General features: G+C 60.3%; 22 protein-coding genes. 9 read left to right on the top strand and 13 right to left on the bottom strand.

The window, feature by feature from the left end; translation table 11 throughout:
• The 4 genes from PTZ19_RS09645 to PTZ19_RS09630 form a co-directional block, all read right to left on the bottom strand.
• The gene (locus PTZ19_RS09645; protein ID WP_276354038.1) at positions 1-744 is read right to left on the bottom strand and encodes a Cof-type HAD-IIB family hydrolase; all 744 of its coding nucleotides are present in this window, start codon (positions 742-744) and stop codon (positions 1-3) included.
• A 100-nt stretch (positions 745-844) separates the two neighbouring features.
• Complete coding sequence (locus tag PTZ19_RS09640; RefSeq protein WP_276354037.1) at positions 845-2,890, bottom strand: peptidoglycan D,D-transpeptidase FtsI family protein; 2,046 nt, start codon at positions 2,888-2,890, stop codon at positions 845-847.
• 88 nt (positions 2,891-2,978) lie between these two features.
• A complete protein-coding gene (locus PTZ19_RS09635) occupies positions 2,979-4,118 on the bottom strand; it encodes a transglutaminase domain-containing protein (RefSeq protein WP_276354036.1) in 1,140 nt (379 codons plus the stop codon).
• Between the two features lie 68 nt (positions 4,119-4,186).
• Positions 4,187-4,645 (bottom strand): hypothetical protein, encoded by a 459-nt coding sequence (locus tag PTZ19_RS09630; RefSeq protein WP_276354035.1) that lies wholly within the window; start codon positions 4,643-4,645, stop codon positions 4,187-4,189.
• 190 nt (positions 4,646-4,835) lie between these two features.
• Here PTZ19_RS09630 and PTZ19_RS09625 point away from each other — a divergent pair, with 190 nt between their 5' ends.
• A complete protein-coding gene (locus PTZ19_RS09625) occupies positions 4,836-6,062 on the top strand; it encodes an MFS transporter (protein WP_276354034.1) in 1,227 nt (408 codons plus the stop codon).
• 326 nt (positions 6,063-6,388) lie between these two features.
• Positions 6,389-6,751: a DNA primase gene (locus PTZ19_RS09620; protein WP_276354033.1), complete on the top strand. Its 363-nt coding sequence runs from the start codon at positions 6,389-6,391 to the stop codon at positions 6,749-6,751.
• A gap of 64 nt (positions 6,752-6,815) precedes the next feature.
• Here the strand turns inward: PTZ19_RS09620 and PTZ19_RS09615 are convergent, their stop codons facing one another.
• Together PTZ19_RS09615 and cyoE are read right to left on the bottom strand one after the other, a co-directional pair.
• The gene (locus tag PTZ19_RS09615) at positions 6,816-7,457 is read right to left on the bottom strand and encodes an SCO family protein (RefSeq protein WP_276354032.1); all 642 of its coding nucleotides are present in this window, start codon (positions 7,455-7,457) and stop codon (positions 6,816-6,818) included.
• Positions 7,458-7,463: 6 nt separating this feature from the next.
• Entirely contained in the window at positions 7,464-8,321 is an 858-nt protein-coding gene (gene cyoE / locus PTZ19_RS09610; RefSeq protein WP_276354031.1) for a heme o synthase, read from the bottom strand.
• A 282-nt stretch (positions 8,322-8,603) separates the two neighbouring features.
• Between cyoE and PTZ19_RS09605 the strand changes: the two genes are divergently transcribed.
• Both PTZ19_RS09605 and gerQ read left to right on the top strand, forming a co-directional pair.
• Positions 8,604-9,026, top strand: a complete 423-nt coding sequence (locus PTZ19_RS09605) for a cell wall hydrolase (RefSeq protein WP_276354030.1) — start codon at positions 8,604-8,606, stop codon at positions 9,024-9,026.
• A 241-nt stretch (positions 9,027-9,267) separates the two neighbouring features.
• Positions 9,268-9,684, top strand: coding sequence for a spore coat protein GerQ (gene gerQ, locus PTZ19_RS09600; RefSeq protein ID WP_276354300.1), 417 nt, complete (start codon positions 9,268-9,270; stop codon positions 9,682-9,684).
• Here gerQ and PTZ19_RS09595 read toward each other — a convergent pair.
• Complete coding sequence (locus PTZ19_RS09595; protein WP_276354029.1) at positions 9,668-9,955, bottom strand: hypothetical protein; 288 nt, start codon at positions 9,953-9,955, stop codon at positions 9,668-9,670. The genes gerQ and PTZ19_RS09595 overlap by 17 nt on opposite strands.
• 68 nt (positions 9,956-10,023) lie before the next feature.
• On the opposite strand from PTZ19_RS09595, the gene PTZ19_RS09590 reads away from it, so the two are divergent.
• Entirely contained in the window at positions 10,024-11,007 is a 984-nt protein-coding gene (locus PTZ19_RS09590; protein ID WP_276354028.1) for a metal-dependent hydrolase, read from the top strand.
• 188 nt (positions 11,008-11,195) lie between these two features.
• On the opposite strand, the gene PTZ19_RS09585 is transcribed toward PTZ19_RS09590, so the two are convergent.
• Positions 11,196-11,432 carry an alpha/beta-type small acid-soluble spore protein gene (locus PTZ19_RS09585; protein WP_276354027.1) on the bottom strand — a complete coding sequence of 79 codons (237 nt, stop codon included), beginning with the start codon at positions 11,430-11,432 and terminating at the stop codon, positions 11,196-11,198.
• A 96-nt stretch (positions 11,433-11,528) separates the two neighbouring features.
• On the opposite strand from PTZ19_RS09585, the gene PTZ19_RS09580 reads away from it, so the two are divergent.
• Positions 11,529-11,702: a hypothetical protein gene (locus tag PTZ19_RS09580; protein WP_276354025.1), complete on the top strand. Its 174-nt coding sequence runs from the start codon at positions 11,529-11,531 to the stop codon at positions 11,700-11,702.
• 7 nt (positions 11,703-11,709) lie between these two features.
• Here PTZ19_RS09580 and trpS read toward each other — a convergent pair whose 3' ends face one another.
• The 3 genes from trpS to PTZ19_RS09565 form a co-directional block, all read right to left on the bottom strand.
• Entirely contained in the window at positions 11,710-12,708 is a 999-nt protein-coding gene (trpS, locus tag PTZ19_RS09575) for a tryptophan--tRNA ligase (protein ID WP_276354019.1), read from the bottom strand.
• Positions 12,709-13,157: 449 nt separating this feature from the next.
• Positions 13,158-13,550 (bottom strand): O-methyltransferase, encoded by a 393-nt coding sequence (locus PTZ19_RS09570; RefSeq protein WP_276354018.1) that lies wholly within the window; start codon positions 13,548-13,550, stop codon positions 13,158-13,160.
• A 73-nt stretch (positions 13,551-13,623) separates the two neighbouring features.
• Positions 13,624-15,441 carry a M3 family oligoendopeptidase gene (locus tag PTZ19_RS09565; RefSeq protein WP_276354017.1) on the bottom strand — a complete coding sequence of 606 codons (1,818 nt, stop codon included), beginning with the start codon at positions 15,439-15,441 and terminating at the stop codon, positions 13,624-13,626.
• A gap of 110 nt (positions 15,442-15,551) precedes the next feature.
• Between PTZ19_RS09565 and PTZ19_RS09560 the strand changes: the two genes are divergently transcribed.
• The gene (locus PTZ19_RS09560; protein WP_276354015.1) at positions 15,552-15,794 is read left to right on the top strand and encodes a hypothetical protein; all 243 of its coding nucleotides are present in this window, start codon (positions 15,552-15,554) and stop codon (positions 15,792-15,794) included.
• Between the two features lie 12 nt (positions 15,795-15,806).
• Here PTZ19_RS09560 and PTZ19_RS09555 read toward each other — a convergent pair whose 3' ends face one another.
• A complete protein-coding gene (locus PTZ19_RS09555) occupies positions 15,807-16,505 on the bottom strand; it encodes a DUF2225 domain-containing protein (protein ID WP_276354014.1) in 699 nt (232 codons plus the stop codon).
• Positions 16,506-16,528: 23 nt separating this feature from the next.
• A complete protein-coding gene (locus PTZ19_RS09550) occupies positions 16,529-16,909 on the bottom strand; it encodes a globin domain-containing protein (protein WP_276354013.1) in 381 nt (126 codons plus the stop codon).
• A gap of 473 nt (positions 16,910-17,382) precedes the next feature.
• On the opposite strand from PTZ19_RS09550, the gene PTZ19_RS09545 reads away from it, so the two are divergent.
• Together PTZ19_RS09545 and PTZ19_RS09540 are read left to right on the top strand one after the other, a co-directional pair.
• Positions 17,383-18,666 carry a nucleoside recognition domain-containing protein gene (locus PTZ19_RS09545; RefSeq protein WP_276354012.1) on the top strand — a complete coding sequence of 428 codons (1,284 nt, stop codon included), beginning with the start codon at positions 17,383-17,385 and terminating at the stop codon, positions 18,664-18,666.
• Between the two features lie 86 nt (positions 18,667-18,752).
• Entirely contained in the window at positions 18,753-19,559 is an 807-nt protein-coding gene (locus PTZ19_RS09540; protein WP_276354011.1) for an NAD kinase, read from the top strand.
• Positions 19,560-20,225 lie beyond the last annotated feature (666 nt).

The raw sequence follows: 20,225 nt of genomic DNA, 5'->3' as shown, positions 1-20,225 counted from the left end.
TCACGCCTTTAGCACAAAGTCCCGAATCGCGCGGGCGACCCCGTCCTCCAGATGGCTGGAGGTGACCGCGTCGGCCGCCTGCTTCACTTCCTCCTGGGCGTTGCCCATGGCGATGCCGAGCCCGCTGGCGCGGATGGCCGCGATGTCGTTCAAGCTGTCCCCCATCGCCACCGCCTCGGACATCCGGCAGCCGACGAGCCGGCAAACTTCTTCCATCGCCGCCGCCTTGGACACTCCGGCCGGATTGATCTCGATATTGTAAGGAGACGAGTTGCTCAGCTCGAGTCCGTCCCAGGTCCGGATCTCTTCCAGGATGGCGCGGATTTGGTCCAACTCCTCGGAGTAGAAGCCGAACTTCAGCCATTCCCGGGATTCGATGTCTTCCGGCCATTTTTCCTTATTGCAGAGACCTTCCGTGGAATAGGCCCAATACCATACGTCTCCGCTGCGCCGGGCAAGCCGGTGAAGCTCCTTGATTTGCGACGCCTCAAGGGGCGTGCGGCGAAACAGCTCGTTCGGTCCGCGCCATATTTCCCCGCCGTTCAGCGTGATCATCGGCGTATCCAGCTCCAGCTGCCTCGCGAACTCCGAAGCGCTATCCGCGCCGCGGCCGGTGGACAGGATGACGACGATGCCCGCTTCCCGGGCCCGGCGAACCCATTCGGCGTTGCCCGGGCTGATTTCGCTCTCCCCGTTTAGCAGCGTTCCGTCCAAATCCAGCGCCAACAAGCGATAACGTGACATTTTGCCGAAGACTCTCCTTTCGCCATGCCGGCACCTCGTTCATCGACATTCTACCATAATCGCGCGAAATCCGCTCCATCGGGAGCGGATTTTCGGTTTTTCACGGATTCGGAGCGTCCGACGGCGGAGAGACGGGTGGGGACGCTTTGCGGGGCGTACCCGTCAGACCGACCGCCTCGTCGTACGCATCGAAAATTTTGCGCGCGATCGGAGCCGCGGACCATCCGCCGTAGCCGCCCTGCGGGACGACGACGGCCACGGCCAGCGTCGGGTTCTCCGCCGGGGCGTAGGCGATGAACACGCCGTTCTCCAGCTTCTTTCCGGCGACGTCCTGCTGGGACGTCCCCGTTTTCCGCAGGTAATTGTAAGGGAAGCCTTCGAACCCTTGCACCTTGACCTGCGCCATCCCTCTTTCGATCGTACGCCAATATGCGTCCGGAAAATGCACCGTGTTCAGCACTTCCGGCTGGTAAGGCTGAATGACGTTGCCTTCCGCGTCCTTGATTTCGTCCACGAACTGCGGCTTCATGCGCTGGCCGTGGCTGGCCAGCGTGGCGGCGTATTGGGCCAGCTGCAGCGCCGTATAACGGCCTTGCTGGCCGAAGGAAGCGTAGATGAGAGCGGACTGCGCGCTGCCTCGTTTGGCCTCGGAGAAGTAGTTCGCGTCGCCCTTGGACTCCCCGGGAAGGCCGCTGCCGGTCGTGACGCCGAGGCCGAACTGCTTCACGTAGCTGTCCCAGACGTCGACGCCTTCGCTGTCTTTGTATTTCATGTATAGACCGTTGCCGATATTGGCCGCCATGAAGGCGTTGGACGATTTGGCGATCGCCGTGGTCGGGTTCAGCGAACCGTTGGCGGCGCTGCTCGCGTTGCGCACTTTCACCTCGTGGCCTTTGGCCCCGAACGCGAAATACCCCGGGTCGTTCCACGTCGAGTTCGGCGTGATCAGCTTCTCGTTCAACCCGATCAGAATGGACAGTGGTTTCTGGGTCGAGCCCAAGAACACGAGCGAAGAGGGGTGCTTCTTGCGTTCCTTGTCATCGGCGTAGGGAGCTTGAACCTCGCGGATCGCGCCGTTGCCCGTGAAATATTTGACGGCGTCGTAATCTTTGGAGCTGATGCCGCCCTGCCACAGGTTCGGATCGTAGTCCGGCATGCTGGCCATGGCGACGACTTTGCCGGTTTTGACCTCGATGGCCACGGCGTAGCCGGTCGTCGCGAACCGGCCGTCGTAATAAGTCGTGCCGGGCGAGGATTGCTTCATGAATTGCAGATGGTCCATGATGGCCTTCTGCGTCGCGAGCTGTACGTCCTGATTGATCGTCAGGTAGAGGTTGTCTCCCTTGACCGGCTTGGTCAGCTGCATCGGCCCGACGATTTTGCTCTCGTTGTTGACGGGATACGACTTCACCCCGTTGCGCCCGCGCAGCTCGTCCTGGTACATGAGCTCCAGCCCGTCGAAGCCGACCTCCTCGGAATCGAGGTATTTCAAGGTCGGGTCGTCCTGGTCCGCGTTGATGTCCTTGTATTTGTCGAGCGACTTCGCGCCGCTCAGCTTCTTCATGTAGCCGACCAGCTGTACCGCGATTTGCTCTTTGCTATACTGGCGGATGCTCTCCTCCACGACGTCGATGCCTTTGAATTCGTCCCGGTGCTCGGAGAAATATGCGATCTCTTTCTGGTTCAAGCCGGTCTTGATGCGCCGCGGCTGGAACGGCAAATTCACTTTGCCGCCGAAGTCCATGTAATCGAACACTTGCTCCGCCGTCAGCGGCTTCTCCACCGGATCTCCGTATCGATTGAACACGTCGACCAGCTTGGCGGCGAGCGCCCGTCCCTCCTCTTCCTTCGTCCCCGGCTCCAGCGTGAAGTACAGGGACTGGGTGGAGGTGGAGTAAGCGATCGGCCGGCCTGCGGAGTCGTAAATATTGCCGCGGATCGGCGGAATCGGCACGTCGCGGGTCCCGATTTTATGTTCCTCCGCTTTGAGCGTCGGGCCGTCCACGAACTGCAGCAGGGCGAGCTTGACGATCAGCACCGAAAACACGAAAAAGGTCGCGAAAAAGAACACGTTCAGGCGAAAACTGAAATGGCGGCGGTTGCGCAGTTCTTTCTTTTGCGCATCTTCCGATCCGGAACCGCTCACTTGTGTAACCTCCTTGCGGGTAGCCTCATGGCGGAGACCTGACTAACGAAATATACGAATGACTGCGGCGAAAAGTTGGATAAAGGGTTTAGGCGTTGCGGATGTGCGTGTCGTAGAATCGCGGCGGATCGAACCAGTTGCCGGTGCGGGCCCACGTCGGATCGAGCGGGACCCATTTGCCGGCCGCCGGCAGGTACACTTCGTTCCAGGCATGCGCGCCATAGCCGCCCCGGCCGTCGTAGCCGAGCCCGGTCACGACCCGGGCGTCCAGCCCCGCGGCCCGCGCCATCGCGGCGTACAGGCGGGCGTAATCGATGCACACGCCTTTGCGGGTCCGGAACGTCGTCTCCGGCGTCTGTTCCCGCCAGTCTCCTCTTTCTTCGTAGGCTTCGACCTTGTCGTAGTCGTACGCGATCCGCGTCCCGACCCAGTCATACAAAGCCTTGGCTTTGGCTTCTTCGCCGGATTTGTCTTTGGTGACTTCCAGCGCGGCGCCTACGATGTCGTCCGGGATTTCGGCGTCGATGACGTCGTAGCGGCGCAGCCAGAGCTGGTTCAGTTCGCCCGACATCGCCTGCGCGAACACCGGCAGCCGCTCCTCCAGCAGCGTGCCGGCAGCGGGCTGGATCACTTGCGCCGCCGCCTCCCGGTACAAGCCGGATTGCTGGATATAATCGGTGTACGGCGCCTGCGGAAACAACGCGCAATACGCGAACAGCGCCGCCGTCAGCAAGAGCGCGCGCACGGCCCCGAGCGCCGTGCCGATGACGCCTCCGGCCGCGCGGCTTACCGCTCCTCCGGAAGGCATGATCGCCAGCGGCGCCGAAATGACGGACCCGAGCAGCCGGGCCAGCAGGCCGGCGGCCGAGCGGACGACCGCGTAACAGAGGAGGAACAGGACGGCGAACCGAAGCAGCGGCAGATCCCGGAGGCCGGAGCCGGCCGTATACAGCAGCTGCCGGACCGAATTGGCGTCCGGGGAAGGTCTCGTCATCCCGCTCTCCGCCAGCCATTGCTGCAGCCGGGGGGAGAATGCGGCGGCCGCCGCCGCGGACAGGATGACGGCTCCGACCGTAACCGCCGAGTGGAGCAGGAAAAGGAACAGCTGCCGGGCCGAACCTTTCGCTCCTTTACGCAACCCTTGCAGCAAAGACAAAGCGACGATCGCGAGCAGCGCGACGGTGACGACGTTGAACGCTTGAACGTTCCAATCGAGGATGGCCGGCATCCTTCCCCACCTCCTTCCCCGATTTCTTGCGCAAAAAATAAACCCGCGAGAGGGTGCGGGTCGGCAAATCAGGCTTGGGCCCCGGCTTTGGATTCTGCTTGTTCGATCAGCGTCCGAATGGGGCCTTCCACGTCCCACGTGCCGGCCGGGATGCCTTGAAACGAGATTTTGACTTTCCCGCTTCCCTTCTCGCCTTTGAGCTCCAGATTCGGCGTGCGGATCACGTAGCTTCCGTCCGGCTGCACCGTGTATTCCGCCTTCGAGGCTTCGTTCACGGCCGCTTTCAGGATGGCGTCCTTCGTCCCCGCCTCCACCTTGCTGCCGAGCGCGGACAAATCGTCGATGCTGTATCCGCCGTATGCGACCACCCCGAACAGAATGGCGGCGGCCAGCACCCATTTGAGCACCGTTTTGACGACCTTCATCACGATGAAAATGACGACGACGGCCGCCAGCAAGACGATCCAATGCTCCTGGAGAAACTGCGTCCAAGCATCCGACGTCCAAGATTCGGGATTCCATTTCATGACGAACCGACACTCCTCCGGCCGAATTTCGAATCGGCTTAACCTGCGAGGGCCGCGAACGACTCTCGCGTCCCAACCATTATACCCTACGGAATCGCACCCCGTAAACGAGAGGGGCATAACCGGACTCGTCCTTACGTACAAGTAGGATAGGCCGCCGGTAACGCGGACATGAGGAGGTCGCCGTCCATTGAAAACCGCCGTATGGCTTTACTTTTTCTCTTTCGTCGCCCTTTTCGACCTGCACGCCCAATATCCGATGCTGACTCCTTTCGCCATATCGCTGGGCGCCGCTCCCTCCTTTATCGGTCTCGTCATGGGGATGTATTCGCTCACCCACTTGCCCGGCAATCTTCTCGCCGGTTACGGCGTGGACCGTTTCGGCAGCCGGCTGTTCATCTCCGCCAGCTTGACGGGCGCCGGCGTCCTGCTCATCCTGCAGGGACGCGTTACCGATCCGTGGCAACTGCTGTACATCCGTTCCGCGAGCGGCTTCGTGCTCGCGTTTCTGTCGCCGGCCAGCATGGCCATGCTGGCCCGGTTGGCGCGCGACCATGTGCACCAAGGCAAGCTGATGGCCGGCAACGGCCTCGTGCATACGGTGGCCTCGGTGATATCCCCCGCCGCGGGAGCCTGGCTGGCGGCCGCGGTCGGATTCAATACGGCGTTCACCGTGCTGGGCTGGATTCTTCTGTTCACGGGCGTGATCTCGCTTGGGTTTATCCGCGAACCGGCCAAGCTTCCGATGGACAGCTCGGGCAAACCCGCCATCCGGGAGAGCGGCGATGCCGCTTCCGACGCGGCGGGAGGCACGGACCGCCATTTGCGCGAACCCGCGCAAGAGGAGACCGGGGCGCCCAAACCTTTCCCCTGGATCGTGTTCATCCTGCCGCTGGCCCTCTCCTGCGCGCAAGGCATCCTGTCTTTCGAGCTGCCGCTGCGGGCGCGCAACGCCTCGGAGGTCATGACCGTCGGCCTTCTGTTCTCGGTGATCAGCCTCGGGTCGCTTGCCACGCTAGGGCTGCTGTTCCTGAACCGGTATTTGCCATACTCCCGGATCATCGGGGGATTAGCCCTTGAGGCTTGCGCCTATTACGCGCTGGCCGGGGGATGGCCCCTTCCGCTCACGGCGATTCTGTTTTTCCTGGGCATGGCCAAAGGCGTGCTGTTCCCGGCGATGACCTCTTTCCTGCTGCAGCTGAGCGGCACCTCCCGATACGGTCGAACGTTCTCCTTTCTATCGATCGCGCTGTCGATCGGGTCATTCATCGGTCCGGTTGCGGCCGGCGCCTTCCGGGACCGGATCTCGCCCTTCTTTCTCGCCTTCCTGGCGCTGATGGCCGCCATGGTGCTGCTGTTCCCGCGCCAGACCTACCAGGAAGGCTGGAACAATCGGCCGGCGGTCCCCCATATGTAGCTCGTGCGAGACTTAACTATGGGCAATGGGCTTCCGCACATGACAGGCGTTGCTGCCTTGCATAGGATGGATTATCGCCCGCCTATCCGCAGGCGCGGAAACCGGAGCCGATCCGGGAGACGAAACGGGGTGAACGCGCATGTCGGTCGCCGCTCGCCGCGGGGATTTTCTCTTCTCCTCCGGCTTTTGGATCATCCTGGTTTTATTCCTTCTGCTCCTCTTGGTACTGCTGTTTTTCTAAGCCCGCTTGACCCCCGTTCGGATATGGTACAATACAGAAAACGATCCGATTACCCGCCTTTCGGGGAAAAACGGGGGCTTCCGCCTTGGATTTCGCCATTATCGTGGAAGGAAAAAACGACAAAAGCCGCTTATCCCGCGTCTTGTCGCCCGACGTTCCGATCCATTGCACGTTCGGCACGATGGGCCCGGATCGGCTGGACAGCCTGCGCCGGACCGTGGGCCATCGGCAGGTGTACCTCTTCCTGGACAACGACGCCTCCGGCCGCCGGATCCGCGGCATGCTGAGCGACGTCTTTCCCGACGCCGAGCATCTTTACACGCGCAAAGGCTACAAGGGCGTGGAAGGCACGCCCGAGGAGTACTTGATCCAGCAGCTGGAGAAAGCCGGCCTGGAGGAGTACATCCGTTATCCGGATCCCTCCGTCTATCCGCCGGATCCGAAATAAAAAGGAGCGGTCCCCCGATCGATCAAGACCGTCTGGGATCGCTCCTTCTCTTGTTCCACGGTTCTCACAACAGGTCGGTGATTTGCTTGACGAAATCGCTGAGCGGCAAGTTCCGGTCTCCGTTGGCGAAGTAATCGTTCGCGGATATCCAGTCGCGGATCCGCCCTTTCTTGTCGAGCAGCACGATCAAGTTCATGTGACCGAAGTTGCCTTCCGCGTCTTTGGTGACCAGGATCTGATACTGTTTGGCCAAATCGGCCGTCGCTTTCTCGTCTCCCCGCAGAAATTTCCACCCGCCGGGGTCGGCTCCGAACTGAGCGGACCACTCCTTGAGACGTTCCGGCGTATCCCGCGTCGGGTCGATCGTGACCGACAGGAATTTCACTTCGCTGCCGAACTTTCCTTCCTTCTTGAGCTCGTCTTGGACCTGGGACATCAAGAAGGTGGTCGGAGGGCAGACGTCCGGGCAATAAGAATAGAAGAAGTACAGCAAGCGGACGCTTCCGTTCGTGTTTTTCAACGTCACCGTCTGGCCGTCCAGATCCGTGTAGGCGAAATCCGCGCCTTTCGGATATTTGGATCCCCCGTACTGGTTCCAGAGCACATAGGCGGCAAGAATCACGCAGACGGCCAGCACGGCGAGCGGAAACGCGTATCGTTTGGCGCGCGAAGCGGGAGCCGAAGTTCCTTGTTGTTCTTGTTCCAACGTCCGTTACACTCCGTTCGTATCGAGAATCATGACCAGAAACATAATCATCAAATAGTTAATGGATAGGAAAAAGTCGGTTTTCGCCCATTTCTCGTCATCCGACGAACGCAGTCCCGAAAGGGCGTGCAGCAGCCACACCGCGCTGGCTGCCAGGGACAACACGAGAAAATAGACGCCTGCGTATCCGTATTGGTACATCAGGATGGACGCCGGGATCAAAAGCGCGATATAAGGCAGCATTTGCCATTTGGTGCGGGTAACGCCCTTCACGACCGGAAGCAAGGGAAAGCCGGCTTCCCGGTATTCTTCCCGTCTGCGGATCGCCAGCGACCAGAAATGGGCGGGCTGCCAAAGAAACAGCAGGGCGAACAGAAGCCAAGCTCCCGCATCCAGCGTCGGATTCACCGCGCAATAGCCGATGACCGGGGGCATCGCGCCCGACACGCCTCCGATGGAAGTGCTCCAGGTCGAATTGCGCTTTAACCACATCGTATAGATCACGACGTAAACGAACATGCCCAAAACGCCCAGCCAACCGGTGAGCGGATTCACGAGCAGAAACAACACGGCTAATCCGGCGATTCCCAGAATAATGCCGTACCCCAGCACGAATGAAGGGGACAATCTTCCTTGGGGGAGCGCCCGTTCTCGGGTTCTGGACATTTTAATGTCGAAATCGCGGTCCAAATAGTTATTGAACACGCAGGACGAAGCCATCGTCAGCGCGGAACCGAGCAGCATCCAAATCAACAGCGGGATGTCGATGCTCCATTTGGAAGCGACCCAGAAACCTCCGAACGCCGCGATCAGGTTCAGCCGGATGATGCGCGGTTTGGTTAGGGCCACGAGATCTTTAAACACGGAGTTCCTCCTAGATTAGACCCCCAAAAGTGACGCAAAGCTTCGAAGCCGATTCCGAATGCTTTTGGGGGAGCCCCCGGAAAAAAGGCAAATGTTATATCGTCTATGATACCTTTCCGGAAAGGCATTGACAATGTTCGCTACCCGGTGTTCATCAAATCGCCACCGCATGTGGCTAACTTGAGAACAAAACGCCCGGGCGGGTGTCACCAAAACCGGGCGGGCGAAATAGACTGTATAGCGACAATCGCCCATGGCACAAAGGAAGGATGTTATGCCCGGATGGCCGTTATCAAGGCAACGAGCAGCGACATTGCGATGCTGGGCAGGCTGATGCGCGCGGAAGCGGAAGGCGAAGGCGAGCTGGGCATGCTGATGGTCGGCAACGTCGGCGTCAATCGGGTACGGGGGAACTGCCTGGACTTCAAGGGTATCCGCACGCTACCGCAGATGGTGTTCCAATCGCCCGGCGGCTTCGAAGCGGTGCGGAAGCCTTATTTCTACCAAAGGGCCCGGGAGAAATTCACCCGGCTCGCGAGAAGGGCGGTTAACGGCGAAAGGACGCGTCCGGCCACGAACGCCCTCTGGTTTTTCCGCCCCACGGGCAGCTGCCCGGGTACCTGGTACGACCAGACGAATACCGGACGTCACAGAGCCCACTGCTTCTTCGCCCCGACCCGGGAAGACTGCCCGCGCGTTTATTAAACCGAAGGAGGAATTTCCACCGATGTACAGCTTTCCGTCTTGGTCCCCTTATCGAGCCGGCACGGCACCGGCATTTCCCGGCGTTGCAGGCGTTACGGGCACGGCGCCGAACGTCGGTTATCCCGGCGCGGTTCCGCTTCCGGGCACGTTGCCCGGAGTCGGCGGCATGACCGGAACGATGCCCGGCACCGGCATGTTCCCCGGGACGACCGGCGGCATGTTCCCCGGGACGACCGGCGGCATGTTCCCCGGGACGACCGGCGGCACGTTCACCGGCCTGTCGACCGGAGCGGCCGTCCCGCCTTCCGTACCTAGCGGGCTGCCGATGACTCCCGGCGGGGCCGTCGTTCCGATCGTCGGTCAAGAAGAATCTTATGTCGAGAACATTCTGCGCATGAACCTGAGCAAAGTGGCGACCATTTACATGACGTTCGAGAACAACTGCGAGTGGAACGCCAAAGTTTTCAAAGGCGTGCTGGAAGCCGCCGGCCGCGATCACATCATTATCCGGGATCCCGTATCGGGCAAACGTTATTTGCTGCTGACCGTCAACCTCGACTATATCACGTTCGACGAACCGCTTGTCTACACGCTTCCGTTCGGCACGCCCGGAACGCCGGGAGGCCCGGGTACGACCGGGCTCACCCGTCCCGACTGACGGAGCGGAAAGTCCAAAGCCGAAGTCCGTCACGGCCCCCCTTGATCCATCCCTCCATCTCCCGCCATTCGGAACGCCCTTGCCGGCGTTCCGCTTTTTTGCGGAGGGCGTCTTCTTCGTCAACCGCCTGCCGGATTTCGAGGAAAACGCCCGGCTGATCCGCGCTTTCCATGAATTCGGCGTCCCGCCAAAGCTCCGGGTGCCGCCGGACCCATGCCAGGAAGGCTTCCCTATGGTTCTCCGGAACGGTGTATTCGCAAAACAGGACCATTGCGCAGTCTCCTCCGTTCTCATAATCGGGCCGGCCAACGTCCATACTGATCGTAAGGAGGCGTTGCGATGGATACCGGCACTCATCTCGTGTTCGGCCTGGGCCTCGGCGGATTGGCCATGCTCGACCCCGCCTTCTCTTCCCGTCCGGATGTCATGGCGGTCGTTTTGGTCGCTACCGTCGCCGGCTCGAACGCGCCCGATCTGGACACGCTGCTCCGGCTGAGGAGCAACACTTTGTACATTAAGCATCACCGCGGCTGGTCCCACTCCATACCGGCTTGGTTCGCCTGGACGGGGCTGATCACTTCGGCGCTCCTGGTGTTGAACCCTTCGCTGCCCTGGCGGCATTTGGCCTTCTGGGTGTTGCTGTCGGTCGTGGTGCATGTGCTGACGGATTTGTTCAATTCCTTCGGGGCCCAAGCTTTACTCCCGTTCAGCCGGAAATGGGTCAAATGGAATGTCATCCATATTTTCGATCCGTTTATCTTCTCCTCCCACATCCTCGCCGTGTTCATGTGGGCGGCCAAAATCGCGGAGCCTCGCGTCATCTTTCCGGTGCTGTACGGCTTGTTGGTTCTCTATTACGCCTGGCGGACGCTCGTTCACGCGCGGGCGGAGCGCAAAGTGCCGGAAGCGGATCCCCATCGGCAGCCCGGCGACCGGTACACGGTGCTTCCTACGATGGCGCCGTACCGTTGGAACGTCATTCGGAGCTCGGAGGGCGGCCGGTACGGCGTGGGCGAATGGGAACGCGGCCGCTTGCGCTGGGAGGATGCGCCGGCCTGCGACGATCACCCGGCGGCGGACGTTTCCAAACGGCTCCCGGATATCCAGGCTTTCCTGGCGAGAACTCCTTTTCCTTGCGCGAAGGTCAAACCGCATTCCTGGGGCTACGAGGTGCGCTGGCAAGACATCCGTTACCGATACCGGCGTCAGTACCCGTTCGTAGCCGTCGTGCTCATGGATTTCTCCTTTGCGCCGCTGCAGTCCTACGTCGGTTGGCTGAGCGACGACCGCTTGGAGAAAAGGCTGAGAATCAACACATACTAAGCCGCGCGGAGCGAAAAGAAGACTCGCAAGGGTCTTCTTTTCTTGACGTCCGGCCTCGTTGTGCGACAAGATAGAAGCATTGAATTGCGGCCCGGCGGCGGCGGCATGCATACGATTGGCTGCCCAAGCGTAAAAGCCCGGGGTCTGCCCCCGGGCTTTCGGTACCCGACGCCTAAGCGTCTTGGCGGTTACCGCCGAATGCCGCCGGAAAGCTGTTGCTCTGCCATGGCGACCAGGTTTTTCGTGATATAACCGCCGAGGGCGCCTGTTTCGCGGGCCGTTACGTTGCCGTAATACCCGTCGGAAGGAATTTGAACCCCGAGGGACTGGGCAGCTTCCATCTTCATGCTATTCAGACCGGCACGAGCTTGGGGAACCAGAACTTGATTCCGGCTTCCGCCTCCAGACTGTTGCGATGCTGGCATGGTCAATCTCCTTTCGCCTTGAGGTTATTGGGTGCAAGCTTGCCTCTTTAGTATGCGGGAGTCGGAGAAAAATATGCTCACAGAGGGGGTTAAAAAATGAGCAAAATCGCATCCTTGACCTTTGCCCTGACGTCCGTCGTCTGGATGTGCCTCGCGGCGGTCAGCATCAGCTATCGGATCTGGCTTGCCGCCCTCTTCGGGTTGCTCGCTCTCTTGAATATCGGAGCGGGCTTCGTCTGGAAAGCGCGAGCCCGCCGGAAGGCGGGCTGACCGCCGATTAACGGCGCGGGAGCAAGAACCCCATGGCTTGCTTCGCTTCGCGCAGCGTGGCGTCCGCGACGGCCGCCGCCCGGTCCGCCCCGTCCTTCAGGATGCGGTGGATTTCTCCGGAGGCGCGAATGTCCGCGTAACGGGCCTGAATCGGTTCCAACGCGGAAACGACCGCTTCGGCGACGTCTTTCTTGAACGTGCCGTACCCTTGACCTTCGTACGCTTTTTCGATGTCCGGGACGGATTTTCCCGAGCATTGCGAGAAAATCGTGATCAGGTTGCTGATTTCCGGTTTCTCCTCCGGATCGTACGCGATCTCCCGGCCCAGGTCCGTTTTGGCCCGGGATATTTTTTTGCGGATGTCGTCCGGCGAATCCAGCATCGCGATATAGCTGCCGGGATTCGGATTGCTCTTGCTCATCTTTTTGGAGGCGTCGTCCAGCGACATGATCCGGGCGCCTAGCTTCGGGATGAGGGGCTCCGGCACGACGAGCGTCTCCCCGAATCGGTGGTTGAACCGTCCCGCCAAATCCCGCGTCAGCTCCAGGTGCTGCTTCTGGTCGTCCCCCACCGGCACGAGATGGGCTTTGTACAGCAGGATGTCCGCCGCCATGAGAGGGGGGTAGACGAACAGCCCCGCCCCTACCGCTTCCTTGCCGGCGGATTTGTCCTTGAACTGCGTCATCCGTTCCAGCTCGCCCATATAGGACAAGGTGGTCATGATCCAGCCGAGCTCGGCGTGGGCAGGCACGTGCGACTGTAGGAAAATCGCCGCTTTGTCCGGATTCAGGCCGATGGCGACGTACAGCGCCGTCACCATCTCGGTCTGCTCCCGCAGCGCTTCCGGATCCTGGGGAACGGTGATGCCGTGAAGGTCCGCGATCATGTAGTAGCAGTCATGTTCCTCCTGCAGCGCGACATAGCTTTTCATCGCTCCGATATAGTTGCCGATCGTCAGCCTGCCGCTGGGCTGGATACCGGAGAGCACGCGTTTGGGGTTCGCCATTTCGATCTTCCTTTCCCTTTTCCGTCTTGAATAAAAAAAAAGGCCCCGCGTCCGCAAGGGACGTGGAAGCCGTGGTGCCACCCTTTTTCGCCTGCACGATCCCGTATCGGATAGTGCAGACCTTCTGGTTCCGTAACGGGGAACGTTCGGGGAGTTTCCGGACGCGCGTCGACGCGTCTTTCGCTCCCGGCTCCGGGATCCATTCGGCGGAGCGGGCGCGCCGGTTCGCAGCGTCCACCGGCTCTCTGAAGCGCCCGGCCATCCGCTTACTTGTTCCGTTCATGGCCGATTTCGGTTTGGTTTAAGCAACACAATACCCGTTCCCGGACGGAAAGTCAACCATCCATCCGATCCGTCACCTGTCGAACCCCTTATGCCCTCGCGGGGCCGACCGAAAAAACCGACAGCCGCCCGGAGAGGCGGCTGCTCGGCGGAGCATGATGAAAAGGCTACTCGTTGGAAACGTCGCGATGGGAACGGTGCTTGGCGGCGCGGCGGAACAACAGGTTCGCCATATTGTAGTTGGATTCGATTTGCATGCTGACCTGGACTTGTCCATGGCGGAGAACGAAATCGTAAGCGATCTCTCCATGCGTCCAGCCCCGCTTGTGCCGAAGCGCTTCCATCGCTTTGCGGCGCAACTGCCGGACCTGGTCCGGCGTCAAGCCGGCGGCATCCGGATCCCCGCTTCCGCAATCGACGGGCAAGTGCCGAATGCCGAACTTTCCGACCTCGTCATTGCGGATTTGCAGGACGATCGTTCCCGCGGACATGCCGGTCAATTCGCCTTCCAGCCGTTCCAAAGCCAGATCCACCTGACGAGCCAATGACACTTGCTCCAAACTTCATTCTCCTCCTTCATGCATCCTGAGATTCAAGACTTCGGACTCAGTATACTGGAAGAGATAGGAATTTTCAATCATTTTGTAAATTTATGTTGGAATTTGAAACCGCAGCAAGACGCTCGAACGGCTCCACGTCCGATACCGCTCGGGCGACCGCCGACCGCCAAAAATCGGGCCGGTCCAGCCGAACGCCCAGATGCCGTTGCGCCAAATCCTCCACGGTCAAAACGCCCGTATCCCGAAGCAGCGCGTCATAACGGTCGCGGAAGCCTTCCCCTTCCCGCTCGGCGGCGGCAAGAATGCCCGTGCTGAACAAGTACCCGAACGTATACGGGAAATTGTAGAAGGGAACGTCCGTCAAATAAAAATGCATCTTCGACGCCCAGAAGTGCGGATGCCAGCTGCCCAGCGCCCCTCCGAACGCCTCATGCTGCGCTTCTTCCATCAGCTCGTTCAGTTCGGCCGCTTCCAGCATGCCGCGGGCGCGGCGCTCGTAAAAGCGCGTTTCGAACAGGAACCGGGCGCGGATGTTCATGCAGAACGACACGGCGCTCTGCAGCCGGATATCCAGCAGCGCCAGTTTCTCCGCGTCCGTCTTCGCCCGCTTGAGCAGCTCGTCGCTGACGAGCGCTTCCGCGAAGGTGGAGGCGGTCTCCGCCACGTTCATGGCGTAATCTTGGTTGAACGGCTGCAGTCCGAACACCAGCTCCCCGTGATATGCGTGACCCAATTCGTGAGCCAGGGTCGATACGTTCCCCGAGGTGCCGGAGTACGTCATGAAAATCCTCGTGACGCTCTCCAGCGGAAAATCGGTGCAGAATCCGCCGGGCCGTTTGCCGGGGCGGTCTTCGGCCTCGATCCAACGCTCGTCGAACGCCCGCTTGGCAAGCGCGGCGAGCCGGGGCGAGAATCGGCCGAACGCTTCTTGGATCAGGACGGCGGCTTCTTCGTAAGGGATGTGGTTCTGTTCGGACGGCAGCGGAGCGTCGACGTCCTGCCAATCGAGCTTTTCTTTGCCGATCAAGCGGGCTTTAAGCGACAAATATTTCCGCAGCGGTTCGATCGAATCTTCCACCGCCGTCCACATGGCGTCCAGCGTTTCCCTGCTCATCCGATTGATGCGGAGCGGGTCTTTCAAGACGTCCTTCCATCCGCGCAATCCGTACAGCTTCAGCCGGAAGCCGCCCAGCCGGTTCAGCGTGTCCGCGCACAAGTCGGCTTGCTCCGCCCAGGCTTTCTCCCATTCTTCCTTGACCTTGGCGCGCACCGCCGGATCCGGATGCTCCATCTTGTTGGCCGCCTGCCCCGCCGAGAGAACCGTCTTGCGTCCGCCTTCCTCCCAGGGAATGCCGATTTTGGCGACGATCGTGCCGTAATGCTCTCCCCAGCCATGATAACCGTCTACCGCAAGCTCTCCGGCCAGCCCTTCGAGCACCGGGGGCAACTTGTCCTTCGTCCCTTCCCTGCGCTCGTTCAAGACGAACGACAGGACCTCCGCTTCCCCTCCGGCCGTCCATTTTCGGAAGCGGTCGTCCGGCATGGCGGCAAGCTGGGCGTCGAACAGGTCCAAAGCCTGCCGGTAACGGGCATACAACGTTTGCACCGTCTCGGTCCACGCGACGGCCTTCCGGTCGGTGACGCGCTGCGAGGTCAGGCAGCCGACGTAGCTGTCGGCTTCCCGCAGCCGGAGCTGAATGTCCTGGAGCTTGCCGGTCCATCCGGTCAACCGGTTTTCATCGGCTGCTTGATCCGCCTGCTCCTTCAGTTCTTTCAAAATGTCCTCGATCCGCCGTTCGGTACCGGCGACGAATTCGGCGAAAGCCGGCGATTCCGACCCGCCGGCGAAAAATCGGTCGAGATCCCAAACCATGGGGTTCGCGTTTGCCATTCGATTTCCTCCTTGCATCGGTTGCATCCGAACGGGCTTTAAGCCCGCTGCGGGAATTTGCACGCCGGGATGGCTTGTTGTATGTTGTAGGTACGAAAGAGGGGTGCGCCATGATACCGTTTCGGAACACTTTGCCGTACGACATCGTCATGAAAGACGTCTATGTACCGGAATGTCCTTTCTGCGGGCGCTCCCAAGTGCTGTTGCCGCTCAAACCCGAAGAAGTGCTCGAACTCCGCGGCGGAGCTTGCAAGCGCGCAGTCGTTCTCCCCTGCTGCGGCAGCCGGGTCCGGCTGGTCGACGCGGACGGAGACTACCTGCTCGCCGACCGTCCTTTACGGGCCGGAAAATAAGCCGTTCGCCGATCAGACCGTGTTCTCCTTCATTTCCTCCGGCAAATCGAGGCCGCCGCGCGTCATGTCCTCCCGAAGCGTCTGCCACATTTCGCGCGATGCCCGGATCATGCTGGCGTCCATGATTTTCTTGTCGTTGATGACCCGGCTGAACCACCGGACGGCATCGTTATAATTCCCCAGCCGCCGGTTTAATTCCCCGATCAAATACATCAGCCGCGCGTTGCTCCCGTCCCGTTCCTGCTCGAACACTTTGACGTAGGCGTCCAGGGCGAACGCTAAGAAACGGTTCTCTTGGGTTGTATTTTGTTGATAGCGGTAAAGCCAAGCGATGTGGTGGAGGATGCCCGCGATGACCCGTATGTTCTCGTCCACGGCCTGCGCGGTCAGCAAAGCCAGCTTGTAGCACTCCATGGCTTCCTGCTCCGTGCGTTCCCCGCCGTAATCTTTCGCGATCCAATGGTTGCCGATTTTTTCGTAATACGCCGCCTTTTGCTTGCCGTTCATCTGATCCGCGAAATTCTCCGTGGAGGCGAAACCGCAGAAAGGGCACACTCTCACGACGTAATAGTCCGGATTGACGGATTTGAAATACGAGCAGAAATCGCTGTCGCTCCTTACCGCCCGTTTCAGGCTGGGCCTGACGCGGGAAGTCTTGAACTCGGTTTCGCAGCATGCGCAGGTGACTTTGATTTGATACAGCGGGTCCATCGGGACTCCTCCTCGGACTTGAGTCAATCTTCCGAATTGATGAAATGGTGCGCCGGGCCCGACAGCCGTTCGAGCACGACTTGATGCAGTTCTTCTGGAATATCGGTATCCGCCAGCGCCCTAGCCATGCAGGACAGCCAGGCTTCCGCCCGCTTCGGGGTAACCGGAAACGGAAGATGGCGCGCCCGCATCATCGGATGGCCGAATTGCTCGGAATACAGCGGCGGGCCGCCGAAAAACTGCGTAAGAAACAAATACTGCTTTTCCATGACCGGGGTAATGTCCTCCGGAAAAATCGGCGACAGCAGCGGGTCGGCCTGGACTTTCGGATAAAATTTTTCCACCAGGCTCCGGACGGCAGGCGCCCCCCCGATCGCTTCGTAAAGGCTGATGTAGTCGGACATGGTTTTCAACTCTCCCCGCTTACACGGAATATTCTTAGGATGTCTGGGAACTGCGGCCTGATTCATGATGCCGGGGTCCCATCCGGCAAGGTTCCAATTCAATCCATTATACCATAATGATGACTCCGGCCTATAATAGCAAAAAAGCCCCTGGCGGGGGGCTGATACCGATTCGGTCTGGCTGCTGGGCGTCAAATCTCTTCCTCCGGGTTGGCGATGGCTTCGCGAATGACGTATACGAAAGCGCATACAAGCAATCCCGCAACGATCCCGGCCATTTCCTTCACCTCTGCCTGAGCCGTCCATGGACGACGTCTGGATTTGGTTCTATTGTACCATAAACCGCGCGTTTGCGAAGCCTCTTTTTGTAAACGGTTGCAAGAAATTTTTGTAAAAATTCTTCGAGGAAAGATCGACGGTTCGTCCACATATATTGGATGGAGGACAAGAAGCAGGCGGAACGGAGGGATCCCGTGGAAATCCGCAGCTCGAACCCTCCGAAGGGGACGGGACGGTCATTCGCGTTCGGCCCGATCGTCATCGGGGCCGCGGCCCTGCTGATCGGAGGCATGGCGCTGGCGATGCCGGAAACCGCGTTGCAGGCTTCTTTGCGCGGCGTAAAAGTGTGGTGGGAAGTCCTATTCCCGGCCTTATTCCCTTTCTTCGTGCTGTCGGAGCTCCTGCTCGGTTTCGGAATCGTGCATTTGGCCGGCACGCTGCTCGATCCTTTGATGCGTCCATTGTTCCGGCTTCCGGGAGCCGGCGCGTTCGTCGTCGCGATGGGCTTCGCCTCGGGATATCCCGTAGGCGCCCGGTTGACGTCCCGGCTGATGGAGCAAAAATTGGTCAACCGCGCGCAAGGGGAACGGCTGGTTGAAATGACCACGACATCCGACCCGATTTTTCTGATCGGCGCGGTGGGCGTAGGCTTTTTCGGCCGGCCCGAGGCGATTCCCGTGCTGGCGATCGCCCATTACGGCGGCGCGATGCTGCTGGGCGTACTCGGGAGATGGCGCAAGGATCCCGGGTTGGCAGGGGCCGGATCGGCCGCGGATTCGGATGCCCCCAAGCCTGTCGGCAACCGCTTGAAAGCCGCCTTCTCCGCCATGCACCGCGCCCGGCTGGCCGACGGGCGGCCGTTCGGCATCCTGCTGCAGCAGGCGATGCAATCTTCGCTCGCGCTGATGATGATCGTCGGAGGGCTCGTCGTGTTTTTCTCCGCCGCCTTGGATTTGCTGATGCAAAGCGGCATTCTGGCGGGATTCCGTCATCTTCTGGAATGGTCGCTGCGGGCCGTCGGCATGCCGGTCGGCCTGTCTCCGGCATTCGTCCAAGGGACGTTCGAAGTCACGCTGGGGGCTCGAGCCGCCGCGCAAGCCGCGAGCCCGGATGGAGGAACTCTCCCCTTGGTCGACCGACTGGCGGCGGCGGCGTTCGTCCTGTCCTGGGCGGGACTTTCCGTCCATGCGCAAGTGGCCGGGCTCATGGGCCGCACCGGCTGGCAATACGGCCCGTTCGCGCGCACCCGGCTGCTGCACGGGGTGATCGCGGCAGCGACCGTATATTTGATTTGGCCTTTCATTCCGACCGGGCAATCGGCGCTGCTGCCCGTCAGCCGGGCCGTCGGCGCGATGACCGGGTACGAACGCGTCTTATGGCCGCCGGCAGCTTTTCTTGCGGCGCTCGCGGCGCTGATCGCTGCAGGCGCGGCTGCGGCGGTCGCCCGGAAGGCGTTCCGTATCGGACGGAATAAGTAAGGGGCGGGATTGTCTTCCCGCCCCGAATTGTTTATGATCGATACAAATAACGGGAAACATCCCTTTGCTAAAGGAGCGTCATTGGTTTGAAGTACGCGCTGCTCGACCGGGGCGACCGGTTGTCCATAGAGCTTGCGGAGACCTTCCATGCCCTGGCTGCCGATCGGGGCCTCGTCCGCGAGGAAACGTCCCCCGAGCTCGTCGTGACCATTGGGGGAGACGGGACGATGCTTCAGGCGTTCCACCGTTTCCGGGATCGGGTGAAAGACGTGGCGTTCGTGGGCGTGCACACGGGGCATTTGGGATTTTACGCCGATTGGAAGAAGGACGAATTGCCCGAACTCGTCGAGCGGATCGCGTCAATGAAAGAGCCGTATTTGGCCCGGTATCCCCTGATCGAGATCAATATCGCGCTCGGGAACTCCGCGGAGCAATATTTGGCGTTGAACGAATTTACGCTCAAAAGCGTTGACGGCACGCTGGTCGCCGCCATCCATATCAACGACGAGCCGTTCGAAATGTTCCGGGGGGACGGCATCGTCATCTCCACCCCGCCGGGAAGCACGGGTTACAACAAAAGTTTGGGCGGGGCGATCATCCACCCCTCGTTCGAGGGCATCCAGATCGCGGAGATCGCGTCGATCAACAACCGCGTATATCGGACGCTCGGTTCGTCGATGATTCTTCCGAAGCATCACCATTGCGACATCGCGCCCGATCCGGACGAGCTGCTCCACGTCGCGATCGACCACCTCGTGCTGCAGATGAAGGGCGTGCGCTCGATCCTTTGCCGCGTGGCGCAAGAGAAAGTCGCCTTCGCGAGGTATCGGCCTTACCCGTTCTGGAACCGGGTCCGCGAAGCGTTCATCGGCTCCCCGCCGGACAAGCGATAACGGTTGGCGGGTATCGGGCCCGGGAGGCATCCGGCGGTCATCGATGAGAAGCTGCGGAGTAAGCTCCGGCTAGAGGGGAAATCCTCCCTGTGAGGATAGTCGGCAAATCTGAGCCTTTAAGCGGAAACCTCCCAATTATCCCGGCTAAGTTGACCAAACTGCCCGGATAGTGGGAGGTTTCCCGCTGTTGGGCTTCGAATGAATGGAAAATTAGCGGGAGCTATCCCCACTATTTCAGTTTGCTCGACAGGCTGGGGCGCTTAGTCTGACTTGTTCCGGAGGCCAAAGACGGAAAATTCGGCGTGCTGCAACCGGGTTTTCTCGGGTTGCAGCGTAGAAGACAGCGGTTCGGCGTCTGACCCACCACGAAGCTCTTAAGAAAAACCGTCAGGGAGAAATTCGTCCCTGACGCTCCTAGTGTTTCGTGCCTCTGAAGTCCCTCTTCAGCAACTTTTCCACGAACATCACTCAATCCTGTACTCAAATGAACATGACCATTGAGACCCGTTTGTCCAGAGGGGCGGGGGTTAAGCTTGCGCGGCAAGCTTAACCAGTTGTGGCCCCCTACGTTGGCGGGGGTTAAGCTTGCGCGGCAAGCTTAACCAGTTGTGGCCCTCTACTTTGGCGGGGGTTAAGCTTGCGCGGCAAGCTTAACCAGTTGTGGCC

The sequence above is a fragment of the Cohnella caldifontis genome, from assembly GCF_029360585.1.
GTDB lineage: Bacteria > Bacillota > Bacilli > Paenibacillales > Paenibacillaceae > Cohnella > Cohnella caldifontis.
The sequence above is the reverse complement of the archived record's forward strand: the minus strand, read 5'-3'. Positions and strand labels throughout refer to the sequence as shown.